Raw genomic sequence first — 15048 nt, forward strand, 5'->3', positions numbered from 1 at the left:
GGTTCCATTCACTAGCCCCGACAGCAAATGCACACGGATTCGGGAGGCGGGCTCGACTCGGTCGTAGTCCGCATTCGCGAGAACGGAAAACACCCGCCGTCGGCGCCGGCAACAGAGTGTAGGTGGGCCTCCCCTGATGGCTGCGCACTCTTGCCGTTGACGCCAAGGTGCTGCTGCCACAAAAATCGCCAATATTCCGACCCCCTTGGCCGCCTCCCGAGGTGCTGTCGAAGTGCTGCTTGTTCTCGCGAACAGCGTAACCCGGTCATCGGGATCAACCACCCGGCCAGACCTCCTTCACTATCTGACTTCCACGGCCACCGCGTTTGCTGATTCTTCGCCACAAAGGGCCGTGATCATCGAGGTGGTCGCACTCCTATCTCCGGCTACCCCCATCAAGTAGCCGACCAGCTGCAGTCCGCTAGTGTGCACAAACTGCAGCAGTGCCATGTGAATGTCGCACCGAGTTGCGTCTGCCGTTTCCGCCCCGAGAAACAGGAAGAAGCGAGAATGCCACTCCACTCCATTTCCCGTGCGAACCCCTTTTCGACTTCCCGCGCGGAACTCCATCGGGCGAACCTCATGATGCAGGATCATATGTCAGAGGTCAGATGTGATTGCATCATTGGATTCTTTCCGGGCCTCGGCAGCCGGTCCGCATATCAGGAACTCGGCGGAGCCCTGTTGGAGTCAGATATTCCCGAAGTGGTCGGAGTCTATGAGGACGCCGCTCGGGTACTGGGCTTCCCCGGCCGGCCCGAGAGACTTTTGATGATGTCAAAGAACATGCCCAAAGGTAGGATGGCTCAACAGGGGTTCATAGGAGCCGCCTTCCTGGTACACAGCCTGGCCTTGAATGCGTATCTTCGGGCCGCTGCGGACAAGAGCGGCGTGCCCATGAAATTCATAGCTTATACGGGCGAAAGTTTCGGCGTTATCACTTCGGCGGTGGCTAGCGGTTCGCTTTCCTGCGGCGATGGTGTAAAAATCGCGCATGCCTTCACGCCGCTGATGCTGCTGGCCGCCGAAGGCGTGGGCCTCGACGAGCCGTTCGCACGGGACATCGCGTCCTATCTTCCGGAAGAGGTCAGGGGACAGCCTCTGGTGCCGGAACCGTCCCACGTGGTGGCCCTGAAAGGAGACCCCGAAGATCTCGCCGAAACTCTGCAGGAGATTGGCAAGGTCTACCAGAAGTCTGACGTGGAGGTCCACAAAATCTATTCGCCTCGGCAGACGAACGTCTACGTGCGAACCGGCGCCAAACCGGGCTTCGACCTGTTCATGAAGAATTTCTCAACCGTGACGACGGAGGAGTTGAAATCCCCAACGACGTTCCTGGCTCACTCCGAACGGATGCTGAGTGCCCGCCGGGCTCTGGAGCGCTTCATCGACGAGAAGGGCATCGTCTTCGCGGAGCCGCACACCCCTGTGGTCTCGAACAACGACACTGGCATGCTTACCACTGCCGAGCAGATCAGGGCTGGGATCCTGGCGATCACCGACGAGGTCATGGTGTCCCAGGCCACCGCGGAGCTGGTGGACAGTCTCCGGCCGGACATAGTCCTGGAGCTGGGACTGGGGAACAAGTCCCAGCAACTACTGACCGAGAACCACATCGAGGCTCCCACAATGGCCTACAACGGGACCATCGAGGAAACCGACCAGTTCCTTCGCTTCCTGAAACTGATGAACAGTCTACTGAAGGAACTGGTCGGGTTACGTGTCTCGGGGGACCGTTTGACGGCCGGACACTACGACGCGTTCCGCAGCCTTTTCCGGCTGACCTCGAAGAACCCCTTCTGCGAAAAGTACTTCTCCCGGATCATGGGCCGCATCATCACCAACGAGATGCTTCACCGTGAAAGGGACGGCACCCCGGCTTTCTATCAGCTACTGGAGATCTTCCAGCACACGCAAAACCATCGCAGCGCTATCGACATCGATAATGGAGAACTTGCCCTCCGGGCGCGGCTGAAGAAGAGGGTGCTTGGCCCCCAAGAGACCCTGGGCCAGGTCTACAGCGAGCTCAAAGTGATCGACACGACAGGCGATGTCGTCGACCGCAGTTCGATCAGCACCAGGCGCCCCGAAGTGGTGGTCTTCCATTTCGGCCGATTGGCGGAGTTGGGCTACACGGACGTGGCAGGCAAGATGCAACTTCTACTGGAGATGCGGCCTTTGACGAAGCAGATCTACGGCCAGACGGTGGAGAACCTCAAGACCGAAAGCGATGAATTCCTGGCTGATCAGCCGGCCCTGAACTTCCTCGTCTATCCGTATCATCTGTATCAGCTCCTACGTCTCTATCGCCCGGCGATATTCACGCAGAGCGACTACTACCTCGAAGGCAGCGATCCCGCAGGCTGGCTTGTAGCCTTGGCGGCCGCGGGGGCCATTTCACTATCGGACATCGTGGATCTTTACAGCGCCTATTCACGCTCCGACGGCGTGCAGGCGGCACTGCGCCATATTGTACCGTCGATCAAGCGATCCGAGGTGCCGGTCATTTCCCCCGAAGGCATCCCGCTCCAGTCCAAGAGTGACCTGGAGGCCGCCACCCGGGCCGTGTTCGGGGGCGGCGCCCTCGACGGCCTTCAACGCCAGATCAACCTCAACGGGAACTGCCAGATTCTCTCACTCGGCTCGCCCCTGGAACCGTCCCATATAGACGCGGGGCCTTACCGCACGTCCGTCATCTCCGTCCTCTCACCGACCGAACTGTGGAAGAAGCGGGTCAACCCGGCCCTGGACGACTTCGAGGAACACACCACCCTGCACCTGACCGACGAGAACGAGCGGGTACTACGCCAGGCCCGGGGCCGCCGACTGCTCAGCAGCACGCTCTACGCCTACGTCAACATCGGCGAACAAATCGTGGGCTTTGGCAAGGGTGGCAGCGAGTCGCTGACAATCTTCCTCAAGAAGGACGGCACGGACAGGACTACCGTCCGTAAAATCCTGAGCGAAGCCCTGACCACGGCTGACTGGAGCCCAGAGGGGCAGGGCGTGATGCTGCCGCCCTTCGCCAAAGCCAAGAAGCAGGCGGAGTACCTTCAGGCCCTTCCGGAGTCCATCCGCCGGAGCTTCCCCGAGGTCTACGACGTGGTGGAGCGGGACATCCCTATCCCGCCGCACCTGCAGAAGGACGGCAAGACCACCTACAAGGAGGTCATCTGCGATATGAGCTACGTGCCGGGGGAGGAAGTCAGCCGGTTCATCGAGAAGACTTCTCCCTCGCCAGCCGTGATTGCCCGCCTCTACGAGCAGATCTTCCGGGTACTGAAGAAGGACGTGCACAGTCTCAACCGAATCCCAGCCCCGGGCCGGACGCTGGACATCTCGTACTTCCGGAAGATCGAGGACCGCTTGGCCCTATGCCGGCGGACAGCGCCGCACATCTTCGGCCCGGAGCTGCTCGACACCGAACGGATCGTCATCAACGGTGTGCCGTACCTTAATTCGACAGCTCTCCTACGACGGTTCCGCGAGCATCCGGATCTCCTCAAAGTCCTGGAACCACGCTTCCACTGCCTGGTGATGGGCGACACCAACACCGAAAACATCAAGGTAGGCGACACCGAACCCCTGCTGCGGGCCCACCGGTTGATCGAGGCAGGCGCGTCGCAGCAGGAGATCGACACGGCGCTGGCCGCCATCACTCCGGAGTCCTTGGTGATCAAGTTCCTGGACCCGCGCGCCATCGGCTTCAACGGAGACGGCAGCGACACCCGCGACGACCCGATGTACGACAACAAGCCGTGGCACAACTCTCTAGGCCACTACGACGAGATCCACTACGAGCAGTTCAAGCTCCGGGTCCTGGCCGGAGAAGGGCGCACCCCCAGCGTCGACATCGAGTTCACCCAGGGGAACCCGTACCAGCGAGCCTACCGGGTGCGCGATTTCGAAGCACGGAATGAAAAGGTCGCCCGGGCCACCGCCCCGCAGGGAATGGAGAACTACTTCGGCCCGGTGATGACGGCGGTGTACGGCCTGGACGACCCGGCCTCCCCTTACCTCAACGAGGACCCGTACTGGCTGATCCGCTTCGTCTTCGTGATGGGGACCCACTTCACCGCCATGCCGCCCTTCCACTTCCAGGCCGAGCTTGACGGTACGCTGACGGACACCTACCAAACGCAGCGCCGTCCGATCGCTATCTACTGCGAGGGCATCAAGTGGCTCAACTGGGCCCTGGAGTTGCTGGAGGGACGGCGCACGGAGTTCCTGGGCATCCAAGTCCCGCCGCTCCCGTCTCTGCACCCTGCAGCGGACCAAGCGGCGACTGTCGGGCTGAGAGGACTTCTCGAAACCGAGTGTGAGGTTGGGGGTTCCGTACGGGTGTGCTGTTCAGGTGATTGTGGCCGCGCGGGGGCATGAAGACAGGGCCTCTCGGTAGCACAGGGGGTGTCTACGCCACTGCTCATCGGGAGGCCCTGTTGCCGCAGTTGTATCGGTCTGCTGTGAAAGAGTCCATTCCGGACACACGGACGTGCGACTGCTTCGCCCACACGTACGGCAACGCCGCGGACAATCTGTCCGGCGGGCACTGCTATCCGACCGACATGAGGGACGCGGAGTGGGCCGCGGTCCGCGAAATGATCCCGAAGCCCGCGTGGGCCGAGGGCCGGGGTGGCCGGCCGGAGGAGTACTGCCACCGGGACATACTCGACGCGATCAGATACGTGGTGGACAACGGCGTGAAGTGGCCTGCGCTGCCTGCCGATTACTGGCCGTGGAAGGCGGTGCACCGGTTCTTCACCCGGTGGCGGAAGCAGGGGCTGATTGGCGAGTTCCACGACCGGCTCCGCGCCGCGACCCGCGAAGCGCAGGGCCGGGATGCGGAGCCGATGGCGGGGGCGATCGACTCGCAGTCCGCGAAAGGCACGTCCACGGTCGCGGCCACGACCAGCGGTTATGACGGCGGGAAGAAAAGCAAAGGGCGCAAGCGGCACATCGTGGTGGACACCCTCGGCCTGATCCTGGCGGTCATGGTCACCCCCGCCTCGACGGGGGACCGGGACCCTGCCCGGGACCTCCTCCTTCAGGCCGCAGGGCGGCATCACCGGCTCAGGCGCGTGTGGGCGGACAGCGGATACACCGGCATGCTGGTGGGCTGGTGCGCGACCGCTTTGAACCTGATGCTGACGATCATCCGCCGCAGCGACAGCCACAAGGGCTTCGTGGTGCTGCCCAAACGGTGGATCGTCGAGCGGACCTTCGCCTGGCTCACCCGCTCCCGGCGCCTCGCCCGCGACTACGAGCGGCTGCCCGCGTCGTCGGAGGCGATGATCCTGTGGTCGATGACCATGGTCATGACCCGCCGTCTCGGCCGTCACCGCAGGCGAACCGGCCCGGTGCCGGCTCGTGCGCCCATCCCCGCGCAACGAGCCGCTTGAGCTTGCACCGCACGCCCTCGGTCTTCGCAGGAACCACCTCCAGTCCCAACAAGGCAGTGGGCTCACGGCAGTTCAGTGGCTGACCGCCGGTGGCGCGGCGTTCGGCCAGCAGGCCCATGACCTGCTGGTATTCCGGCGCCAGCACCTCGGCCGACAGCCCCTCCCGCCAGACCGGAACCAGCGACCCGGGCTTCGCCGCCGGCGGCGTCCTGGTCTTTTTCCCCTCCGGTGTCTTCCCCGCCACAGCCTCCTGGCCTGCGGCTTCACCCGCGTCCCACACCTCGCCGACCCGCCTGCGGGCGATCAGCCACTCGTCCCACTCCGACTGCGCCGCCTCCAGCTCAGCCTGCAACTCCTCCACCCGCTTCCGGGCCGCACGCTCCCGCTCCTCCAGCCGCCCCAGCACCGACGCCATCACGCACCTCCAGCACGCCACCTCCACGGACGCACCGGACCTACCTCCCCCACCCCGGCATCATGCCTGACCAGCACAAACCCACCCACCACACTCGGTTTTGAGAAGCCCTCTTACCGGCCCCTCGATCGGCCAGCCTGGCTGGTGCACTCAGTCGGCAGCGCTGGCCAGGGCCCTGATCACGGATGCGGCGACATCAGTGATGAAGCCTGCACTGGTGTCGACGATGAAGTCGTCGACGCCCTCCCGTAGTCGTCACGGAAGCGCGGGAACAACCGAACCGAGTCCTGCAACCTGGAACTGTTTCCGAAAGGGCAAATTCCTTCCCCATAAGGGCAGTTGGAGTGCCCGAGCCTTCAGGGCGATTCTATGCTCCGGCAGTAAGAGGGCCCATCGAACGGCCCGGCTCAGAGCAGGCCGGACGAAATTCTTCGCCGGCGCTCATCATGGAGGCAAGAAAGTGCGCTTTCTCAGAAATGCCAAGCGGGCTGGTATTACCGCAGTCGTGACCTGCGCCATGGCCACGGGCCTGCTTGCCAGCACAGCGGGCTCGGCATCCGCGTCCACGATCCAGAACCAGTGGGTCCAGCTCTGCGCACAGGGCAACTACCCGGCCCAGGTCGAGTTCCCCTACCGCGGCGGTGCCTCAAGCTTCGTCGTCTCTCCCGGGCAGTGCCAGTGGTGGAACTGGCCGTCCATCGGCACCTGGGAACCCGTCAACGTGGTAGACGTCTGGTCGGGCAAGACTGTCGGTACCACGTGGTACAAGGGCGACGTCTCCGGACTGGGCATAGGTGCAGAAGGCTCGGAAGGCGGCAGCCAGTGGATCCAGACCTGGTAACCACAGACACGGCCGATCACCGGCCATAACGTGTCTCGCTCCTCCGTGACCAGCCCAACTAAGGGTTGTCCCGTAACGATCTTGGGGCGGGGGCAAGGTCGGTTGCTGCACTGCCTGTTCGCCTATCCGGCGAGTGTGAGGTTGTGGAGGCGGGCGATGCCGAGCATGGCGTGATGAACACCATCGCCTTTGAGGCGGCAGTCGCGGAGGATCTTCCAGCCCTTCATACGCGCGAAGGTGTGCTCGACGCGGGCCCGAACCTGCTTGTGGGAGCGGTTGTGATCCTCCTTCCAGGCCGGAAGGTCCTCGCCTTTGCTGCGGCGGTGCGGGATGACCAGTCCGGTGCCCTGGTAGCCGCCGTCGGCGATGGTCACGGTGTTGCCGACGGCGGCCTTGGCGCCGGATTCCTCCCAACCGCGGGAGTCGTGGCGGTTGCCCGGCAGAGGCCGGCCGACAACGACGACCAGGCGAGTGTCGGCGTCGATGACCACTTGATGGGCCGTGGAATAGCGGTAGTTCTTCGCCTGCCCAGCCACCGTGTGGTCGCGGGTGGGCACCAGTGTGCCGTCCACGATCAGGACGGTGTCCTTGCGGAACCGCTTCCTGAGCTGCAGGGCCAGCAGCGGCCCGAGGTGGTCGATGATCCGGTCCGCAGCCGACTTCGAGATCCCGAACAGCGGAGCGATCTGGCGCATCGTCCAGTTCGTCCGCCAGTATGCCGCGACCAGCAGAATCCGGTCCTCAAGCGGAAGTCCCCAGGGCCGCCCGCGCTGGAGATTGGCAGCCGTCTCACGCCGCACGGCGGTCACCAACTTGCTGAAGCAGCGCGGGCTCAACCCGGCGAAAGGACCTATCCAGGACGGCTCCGACGCCGTGATCACACTAGCCACACGAAGATCATCTCAGCCGTGGCCAGCCATTCGGGAGCAGGTTCAACTGCCACTCAGGGGTGACTCCCATGTGGGGTCGTGCCACGGTCTGCTCGTCAGGCGACCGAGCAGATACTCCGCCGTGCTGCAGGCAGTGTCCTGCGGGGCACCAACCGCGGTGAGGGCGGCGCTAACCCTCGCAGTGGCCCCCTCCGGAATGTCTGGATCGCTGAGGAGGGGCAGGATCAGCAGGAGGCGGGCGTCGGAGTCGTTGACCGCGTCGGCCGTGGGTGCTGGGTTGTCCGCGATCCCGACCAGATCCTGCCACGGCAGCCCAGTTCCCGACAGCTCCCCTTCCCAGCCGACGGTCCGCAGCACGCCGCTCTGACCTTCAGGGACGAGTAGGAAATCGATGCCGTAGTCGCCAACCAAGTTGCGGTAGACCACCACGACTCCAGGGCCACCCGAGGCAGGAACCCGGAACGCAGGCCACCATTCGGGGTCCATGAGGGTCTCGGACATGGCTTCTGTATCAGCGCCGTCATCGCCGAACCACTCCGGGACGGGACGCTCACCACCTGTCCCACCAGCACATATCTCCAGCAGGTAGTTCGACCAGAACCCGGGGCGAGCCAGCAGAGGCTCCCCGGCAGCCAACGGGCCGTCGTCGTATCCCTCGATCAGCATCCCGCAAGCCTGTCACCCGCCACTGACGAAGCTCGCCCCGGGACAGGGGGAGTGTCGTTAAATTGACGCACCCGTAGTCGGAGTTCCGGGCGACGCGGTGCGCTGGCCCGTTCGTCGGACCGGCGCGTATCACGCGTCGCGGCCGAGCTCGGGGTGAACCACGAGACGCTGCGGCAGTGGATCAAGACCGTGGAGAAGGCTGAGCGTCCTGAGGCACTCGCGGAGTCCACAAAGGACGCGGAGATCGCGGCCTTGCGCAGGCAGGTCCGCGAGCTGGAGATGGAACGTGACGTCCTGCGCCGGGCGGCCAGGTATTTTGCGGGCGAGATGAACTGGTGAGGCGCTTCGAGTTCGTTGCCGACCATCGCGGCGCCTTCGGCGTGAAGCGGCTTTGCACCGTGCTGAACCTGTCCCGGTCCGGGTTCTGCCGATGGCTGAAGACCGCCCCGGCGCGGGCAGCGAAGAAGGCCGCCGGCGCAGCGCTCGTCCGTCGGATACGCAAGGTCGACACAGATTGCGGGAGGACGTACGGGGCCAAGCGGATCACCGCCGAGCTCCGCGAGGGCGGTGTTACGGTGAACCGCAAGCGCATCGAGCGGCTTATGCTTGAACACGGCATCCAGGGGCGAGGTTGAAGCGACGACACCGCACCACGATCCCGGACCCCGCCGCCCAGGCGGGGCCCGATCTGCTACGGCGGAACTTCACCGTGTCCGCTGCCGACCGAGCATGGGTAGGTGACATCACCTATCTGCCGGTCGCCGGCGGGAAATTCCTGTATCTGGCCACCGTCATCGACGTGTTCTCCCGGCGCCTGCTGGGCTGGTCGATGGCCGACCACATGCGGGCCGAGCTCGTCACCGACGCGCTCCACGCGGCCATCCGCACCCGCGGCGGACAGGTGGGCGGCGTCATTTTCCACAGCGATCACGGGGCTCAGTACGGGTAGAAGGCGTTCGCCGACACCTGCCACCAGGCCGGGATCCTCCGATCCATGGGAGCGGTCGGCACCTCCGCGGACAATGCCGCCGCGGAGTCGTTCTTCGCCTCGCTCAAGCGGGAGATCCTTCCCGGACGGAGCGGCTGGCCGACAGAACGAGCCGCCCGGCTCGCGGTCTTCCGCTGGCTCGGCTTCTACAACCACCGACGCAGGCACTCCACGATCGGCTACCTCGCACCGGTCGCCTTCGAACAGAGATCAACTACGCTGGCCATAGCTGCATGACAACCGGTGTCCACGATCAAGGTGGAAGCCCCATCCCCGCCGGGATGAGCTCTGCGACAACTCCTCGGACAGACCGGCGATCTGTTCACGTAGCCGCTCGGCTTGGCCCAGTACTTCGGCCTGGCTGGTCCCCAACGCCGCAATCAACGATCGCACCGCATACCCACCCTCGCTCAGCACCCGCCCCTGACGGCGGGTTCGACCCCGACGACGGTAGAAGCTGACACAACCGAGAATGGCGCCTTCCCGACACCGGTCGGGTCAGGTGCGAGGGCTGGTCGGCAGCATGGCCCAGACGGTCTTGCCCATAGGAACGGTCCTGCCCGCTCGGTAGCGCCAGGTCCAGCCCCAGTGTTCGGAAAGGGCGTCGACGATGCGCAGGCCACGGCCGTGCTCGTCCAGGGGGTCGCTCGTGCGCCGAACCACGGGCGGGATGTCACTCGAGTCGATGACGGCGCACACCAGGTGGTTCGGTCGCTGGGTGAGCTTCAGCCATACCTCGGCCTCGCCGTCCGGGGCGTGCGGCACTGCGTGGACCACGGCGTTGGCGGTCAGTTCGGCGACGACGGTGAGGGCGTCAGCGGTGCAGTGGTCCAACGCCCAGTCGCCAAGCGTGCGATGGGTGAAGTCGCGGGCCCGGGCGCATCCCTGTGTGGTGCAGATGAGGCGCAGTACGGCGGTGCTGGATGAGCCGGGGAGGGCCAGCCGCCCGAGGGCGTCGGGCGCGGGCCCGTCCGGCAATGGCGCAGTCGTGCCGGGCAGCCGGGCGCCTGGTGCGCAGGTAACGACACAGCGCCTCCGTGATGGGACGTCAGCTTGTGGGCGTCCACACGACGGTTGACGCCACGGGCTATTATCCACAACCGAAGGCGCTTCCGTGCAATTTCACGGGGAATTACACGCACGATGCTGGAAGCGCGGCACGCGGTGCGATCCGATCCAGTAGGTGGCGAGGTTGCGGGCGTGGCGGAACGTGAACAAGGAGAGCGCGGTGTCATCAGTTCCGAACGGAGTGCGGGCGAGCTCACTGGGCGTCCGCTGGATCAAGAGCCGGCACAGTAATGCCGAAGGCAACTGCGTTGAGGTGGCTGCCCTGGGCGAGGGGGGTGTTGCGCTGCGCAACTCCCGCGACCCCGACGGCCCGGCGCTCGTCTACACGCCGGAAGAGGTTGCCGCCTTCGTGGCCGGCGCGAAGGACGGCGAGTTCGACCACCTGCTGTGAAGCGGAGCCGGTCGTCCCCACTTCGGTAGACGCCTGCAGCGGGAGAGGGCTGGGGTGCGATACTGCGGGTTGTCGTCTGCCGGTCTACGGGGGGTCAGGATGTCCGCCGAGTCACCTCGTATCTCGCACCTCGAACCGTATCTGAGCCGGACCGAGCCCGCTCCGACCTTGCTGAAGATGCTGGTCGGTGTCCAGCTGGCGGGCATCCGCGAAGACTTCGGTCTCTCCCAGGACCAGGCAGCGCGTGCCGTGGGATTCAGTGCGCCGAAGCTGTCGCGTATCGAGTCGGGCAAGGGTCGGCGACCGCCCGCGGAAGCCGACGTCCGCGCACTGCTGGAGCTGTACAAGACCGGCGAGCACGAGGCGCAGGTACTGCTGCAACTGCTCGGGCGCGCCGGTGAGCCGGGCTGGTGGCAGCGCTTCGACAAGCGCCTGATGCCCGAGTGGTTCGACCGGCTGGTCGGCCTGCAGGAGGCGGCCACCACCATCCGTACCTTCGAAATCCAGTACGTTCCAGGCCTGTTGCAGACTGCGGCCTACACCCGGGCGGTCGTGGAACGCGGTCTGCCGACAGCGCCGGCCCGCGAGGTGCAGCGCCGCATCGAGCTGCGCATGCGCCGCCGGGAACTGCTGGAACGCGCGGATGCCCCGCAACTGTGGGCGATTATCGACGAGTCCGTCCTGCTGCGCGTCCTGGGCGGTCGCGAGGTGATGCGCGAGCAGCTCCAGCACCTCGTCGACATGGCGCAGCGCGCCCAGGTAACCGTGCAGATCGTGCCCCTGGACGTGACGAACGCCTCCTCGCCCGCCATCCCCGTCACCTACCTGCGCTTCGGCGGCCTCGATCTGCCCGACATCGTGTACCTGGAGCACCTCAAGAGCGCCGCGTTCCTGGAAGACCGCGACGAGACCGAGGAGTACCGGCTGGCCCTGGACCGGCTGGGCGACGAGGCACTCAACCCACGCGAGTCCCTGGAGCGGCTGCGCGACACCGTGGAACAGCGTTACCCCGCTCCGTAACCCCTCGCCCTGCAAGCGCATGAGCCCCGGGTGCGGCCGTACGCTCTAGCGGATGCGGCCCACGCCGCCGAACTCGATCCACTCCTGGGTGGCCTGACGGGGAGCCACCTCACTGTCCGGCCGCCATGTGGACACCTCCACCAGCCCCGGATCCAGGATGTCCAGGCCCTCGAACCACTGCGCGACGTCCTTCTCCTGTCGTACGCGGCCCCAGTGCCCCTGCGTCGCCTGATTCATAAAGTCGGTCACGAAGTCCCGGACCCCGGGATCCTCGCTGACCAGCTGACACATCACCATGCAGCTGCCGGGAACCAGTTGTTCAGCGACACGGCGGACCACCGCCGGCGGGCCGTCGCTGTCACTGTCCGGGATGCAGTGGAAGACCGAGTTGAACAGCAGAGCCACCGGCTGCGAGAAGTCGATCAGGCGCTCGGTGTCGGGGTGGGAGAAGATTCCGTCAGTATCGCGCAGATCGGCCTGGATGACGGCCGTGCGGTCGTTCTGGTCCAGCAGCGCCCGTCCGTGGACCAGGACCATAGGGTCGCTGTCGACGTACACGACGTGGCTGGCCGGGTCGATCCGCTGCGCGACCTGGTGCACGTTGTCCTGGGTGGGCAGACCTGAGCCGTGGTCCAGGAACTGCCTGATGCCGTAGTCGGTAGCCAGCGTCGCAACCACCCGCTGCAGGAAGCGCCGGTTGTTCACCGCCAGGGCACGCGTGCTGGGTACGACCTTGTCCAGTTCCTCGCAGGCCGCCCGGTCGGACGCGTAGTTGTCCTTGCCGCCCAGGTAATAGTCGTACATGCGCGCGGCCGTCGGAACCTCGGCATCGATCTTCGTGGACACCTGCTTGCCAGGCTGCATCATTCCCCCAGCTTCAAGCCGCACCAAGGCTGACTCGACAGACAATACATCCTAGATATGTGGCAGTTGGCGAGAACAGCCCCCGACCGACATGGCAGCCAAGCTCCGCCGCGTGATCACTACCGCCAGATATGACCGAGATCGAACCGGCGAGGGCAAGCTCTGCCTGGCAACGGTGATCGATCTGTTCTCCCGTCGGCTGCTCGGCTACGCGATGGGCGCCCGGCACGACACCGAGCTGGTGGTGGCCTCACTGAACATGGCCGCGGCCACCCGGGGCGGCGACGTCCGCGGCGTGATCATGCACACCGACAGGGGCAGCGAACACTGAACCGCCCCGTGTCCAATGGAGACTCGATTCCGTGAAAGGATTGAGTCATGGCACGACCCTCCCGTTACCCGCTTGAGCTCCGCCGACGCGCGGTGCGCATGGTCGCCGAGGTGCGCGACGACTACCCGAACGAGACGGCCGCCCTGCAGGCGGTCACCGACAAGCTCGGCATCGGCTCCCGCGAGACACTGCGGAACTGGCTGAAGCAGCAGGAGATCGACGCGGGGACGCGGCCGGGGACGACGACGGAGGAATCGGCCCAGCTCAAGGCGCTGAAGAAGGAGATCGCCGAGCTGAAGCGGGCGAACGAGATCCTGAAAGCCGCGGCGAGTTTCTTCGCGGCCGAGCTCGACCGGCCATCCGGCAGGTCTACACCGACAACTACCGTGTCTACGGGGCACGGAAGATCTGGCGGGAGCTGAACCGGCAGGGCCACGCGGTGGCCCGCTGCACCGTGGAGCGGCTGATGCGCGAGCTGGGCATCGCCGGCGCCGTCCGCGGCAAGAAGATCATCACTACGGTCCCGGACCAGCAAGCCAAGCGGGCACCGGACCGGGTGGACCGCGATTTCGTCGCCACGGCACCGAACCGCTGCTGGGTCGCGGATTTCACGCACGTGGCGACCTGGGCCGGGGTGGTCTACGTCGCCTTCGTCGTGGACACCTTCTCCCGCCGCATCGTCGGCTGGTCCGCCGCGACGTCGAAGGAGACCCAGCTCGTCCTGGACGCTCTGGAGATGGCGCTGTGGGCGCGCGACCGCGGTGAACGCCCCCACGTTCGGGGCGAGTTGATACACCACAGCGATGCGGGCAGCCAATACACCAGTTTCAAGCTGGCCGAACACCTGGACGCGGCCGGCATCGCGGCCTCGATCGGCTCCGTCGGCGACGCGTACGACAACGCCCTGATGGAGAGCACGATCGGCCTGTTCGAAACCGAGTTGATCAAGCCACAGCGGCCCTGGAAGACCCTCTCCCAGGTCGAGCTGGCCACCGCAGAGTGGGTCGACTGGTACTGCCACCGACGCCTGCACGGTGAGATAGGCCACGTCCCACCCTTCGAGTACGAGACCAACTACTACGTGACAACCACGAAACCCCAGGTCACAACCATCAACTGAGATCTCTACCGAACCCGGGGCGGTTCAGGCGACGAAGCCGCGTCGTGCGTCGTACTGGTTGACCACCAGGCCGAGGTAGTCGATGTCGAGGCCGAGGTCCTTGCGCAGGTCCTCGATCTGGTCGACGAGCATACGGTAGGCAGTCGCTGAGCTGTCTTCGGCCTGGACGGGGATCAGGACGCCGGAGCGGGCTGGCCGTTCGTTGCGGCGTCGGCGTGCGTAGTACAGGGCTGCGTCCATGGCGAGCCCGAGGCTGGGAGGGCAGTCGATGATGATGATGACGTCGTAGTCGTCCTCGATCGGCCGTAGTGCCCGTTCCAGGGCTACTTCTTTCTGGAAGCCGCGGGACTGGGCGGCGGTGAGTGCGAGCCGGGAGTCGAGTACGAACCCGTCGAACGCGCCGGGCAGTACGTCCAGGCGGCCTCCGAATCACTCGAATGCAAGAGAGTTAGAACAGTTTTGCACTTCCGGGCAACGTCGCTGCATGAATGACGCTACGTCAGCTGTTCACTCTTCACTGGTCCCACAGCCATCGGCGAGGATTGAATTACGGGTGCTTCCGGCGAAAAGGATCTGTGATGTTACGTCGAAAGATTTTCATGTCCGTGGCCGCCTTTTGGTTCGCGGCTGCGGGCACGCTGGCTGGAGCTGGTAACGCCTCGGCAACCCCGACCAACGGCCAGCAGGTCAGCGTCTGCGCGACATACACCTACGACTACAGGTCCGTGGCACTCATCGGCCACAATCAGAACGATGAATTCCTCGTCCAGCCTTTCAAGCTCTACCAGGCCAATGATGACTGGACCCAGTGGTGCATGAACGCCTACGACGTCGAGTCGTGGTGGTGGAAGGGCGACATGCAAGTCAACTGGTACGACGATGCGGGCAACTACAAGGCCACTGACTACTTCTACGTCTCTCCGACCAGCGACAGCTCCTACCCTTACGTCTTCCGTCGCTACTAGTACTACAGGGCTAGATCTGGATCATCTGGAGCCTTAGCCGCCTTCGGAAATGGTGGCGTCGTGCCTCCGCCTGATGCGCGCGCCGCCAGA

12 protein-coding genes and 3 pseudogenes are annotated in these 15048 nt (G+C 65.0%); 9 read left to right on the plus strand and 6 right to left on the minus strand.

Going from position 1 to position 15048, the window contains the following annotated elements; all coding sequences use genetic code 11:
• Positions 1-510 precede the first annotated feature (510 nt).
• Positions 511-4380, plus strand: coding sequence for an ACP S-malonyltransferase (locus ACZ7OO_RS42505; protein ID WP_471512757.1), 3870 nt, complete (start codon positions 511-513; stop codon positions 4378-4380).
• An 83-nt stretch (positions 4381-4463) separates the two neighbouring features.
• Positions 4464-5399, plus strand: a complete 936-nt coding sequence (locus ACZ7OO_RS42510) for an IS5 family transposase (RefSeq protein WP_471512758.1) — start codon at positions 4464-4466, stop codon at positions 5397-5399.
• Here ACZ7OO_RS42510 and ACZ7OO_RS42515 read toward each other — a convergent pair.
• Positions 5314-5814, minus strand: a complete 501-nt coding sequence (locus ACZ7OO_RS42515; RefSeq protein WP_471512759.1) for a hypothetical protein — start codon at positions 5812-5814, stop codon at positions 5314-5316. The two genes, ACZ7OO_RS42510 and ACZ7OO_RS42515, sit on opposite strands and share 86 nt — an antisense overlap.
• A gap of 505 nt (positions 5815-6319) precedes the next feature.
• On the opposite strand from ACZ7OO_RS42515, the gene ACZ7OO_RS42520 reads away from it, so the two are divergent.
• Positions 6320-6655 (plus strand): hypothetical protein, encoded by a 336-nt coding sequence (locus ACZ7OO_RS42520; protein WP_471512760.1) that lies wholly within the window; start codon positions 6320-6322, stop codon positions 6653-6655.
• A 122-nt stretch (positions 6656-6777) separates the two neighbouring features.
• On the opposite strand, the gene ACZ7OO_RS42525 is transcribed toward ACZ7OO_RS42520, so the two are convergent.
• Positions 6778-7545 (minus strand): transposase, encoded by a 768-nt coding sequence (locus ACZ7OO_RS42525; RefSeq protein ID WP_471512761.1) that lies wholly within the window; start codon positions 7543-7545, stop codon positions 6778-6780.
• A gap of 42 nt (positions 7546-7587) precedes the next feature.
• Positions 7588-8211: a hypothetical protein gene (locus tag ACZ7OO_RS42530; RefSeq protein WP_471512762.1), complete on the minus strand. Its 624-nt coding sequence runs from the start codon at positions 8209-8211 to the stop codon at positions 7588-7590.
• Positions 8212-8313: 102 nt separating this feature from the next.
• On the opposite strand from ACZ7OO_RS42530, the pseudogene ACZ7OO_RS42535 reads away from it, so the two are divergent.
• Positions 8314-9436, plus strand: a pseudogene (locus tag ACZ7OO_RS42535) (IS3 family transposase).
• A gap of 261 nt (positions 9437-9697) precedes the next feature.
• Here ACZ7OO_RS42535 and ACZ7OO_RS42540 read toward each other — a convergent pair.
• Entirely contained in the window at positions 9698-10177 is a 480-nt protein-coding gene (locus ACZ7OO_RS42540) for an ATP-binding protein (protein ID WP_471512763.1), read from the minus strand.
• A 250-nt stretch (positions 10178-10427) separates the two neighbouring features.
• On the opposite strand from ACZ7OO_RS42540, the gene ACZ7OO_RS42545 reads away from it, so the two are divergent.
• Both ACZ7OO_RS42545 and ACZ7OO_RS42550 read left to right on the plus strand, forming a co-directional pair.
• Complete coding sequence (locus ACZ7OO_RS42545) at positions 10428-10658, plus strand: DUF397 domain-containing protein (protein WP_453386246.1); 231 nt, start codon at positions 10428-10430, stop codon at positions 10656-10658.
• A 99-nt stretch (positions 10659-10757) separates the two neighbouring features.
• The gene (locus tag ACZ7OO_RS42550) at positions 10758-11678 is read left to right on the plus strand and encodes a helix-turn-helix domain-containing protein (protein WP_471512764.1); all 921 of its coding nucleotides are present in this window, start codon (positions 10758-10760) and stop codon (positions 11676-11678) included.
• A 45-nt stretch (positions 11679-11723) separates the two neighbouring features.
• On the opposite strand, the gene ACZ7OO_RS42555 is transcribed toward ACZ7OO_RS42550, so the two are convergent.
• On the minus strand, positions 11724-12542 hold the full coding sequence (locus ACZ7OO_RS42555; RefSeq protein ID WP_471512767.1) for an SAM-dependent methyltransferase: 819 nt from the start codon (positions 12540-12542) through the stop codon (positions 11724-11726).
• Between the two features lie 112 nt (positions 12543-12654).
• Between ACZ7OO_RS42555 and ACZ7OO_RS42560 the strand changes: the two genes are divergently transcribed.
• Entirely contained in the window at positions 12655-12873 is a 219-nt protein-coding gene (locus tag ACZ7OO_RS42560) for a DDE-type integrase/transposase/recombinase (RefSeq protein WP_471512765.1), read from the plus strand.
• 47 nt (positions 12874-12920) lie between these two features.
• Positions 12921-13993, plus strand: a pseudogene (locus tag ACZ7OO_RS42565) (IS3 family transposase).
• A gap of 27 nt (positions 13994-14020) precedes the next feature.
• Here the strand turns inward: ACZ7OO_RS42565 and ACZ7OO_RS42570 are convergent.
• Positions 14021-14422: pseudogene (locus ACZ7OO_RS42570) on the minus strand (ParA family protein); the annotation flags it as partial.
• A 170-nt stretch (positions 14423-14592) separates the two neighbouring features.
• Between ACZ7OO_RS42570 and ACZ7OO_RS42575 the strand changes: the two are divergent.
• Positions 14593-14958, plus strand: coding sequence for a hypothetical protein (locus tag ACZ7OO_RS42575; protein ID WP_471512766.1), 366 nt, complete (start codon positions 14593-14595; stop codon positions 14956-14958).
• The last annotated feature ends 90 nt before the right edge of the window (positions 14959-15048 follow it).

It is taken from the genome of Streptomyces sp. NPDC111744, assembly GCF_055634995.1.

Excerpts from the sequence above, each read along its gene's own strand:
- ACZ7OO_RS42505 (WP_471512757.1), top strand. The coding sequence starts at position 511 with ATGCCACTCCACTCCATTTCCCGTGCGAACCCCTTTTCGACTTCCCGC.
- ACZ7OO_RS42515 (WP_471512759.1), bottom strand. The coding sequence starts at position 5,814 with ATGGCGTCGGTGCTGGGGCGGCTGGAGGAGCGGGAGCGTGCGGCCCGG.
- ACZ7OO_RS42530 (WP_471512762.1), bottom strand. The coding sequence starts at position 8,211 with ATGCTGATCGAGGGATACGACGACGGCCCGTTGGCTGCCGGGGAGCCT.
- ACZ7OO_RS42550 (WP_471512764.1), top strand. The coding sequence starts at position 10,758 with ATGTCCGCCGAGTCACCTCGTATCTCGCACCTCGAACCGTATCTGAGC.
- ACZ7OO_RS42555 (WP_471512767.1), bottom strand. The coding sequence starts at position 12,542 with ATGCAGCCTGGCAAGCAGGTGTCCACGAAGATCGATGCCGAGGTTCCG.
- ACZ7OO_RS42575 (WP_471512766.1), top strand. The coding sequence starts at position 14,593 with ATGTCCGTGGCCGCCTTTTGGTTCGCGGCTGCGGGCACGCTGGCTGGA.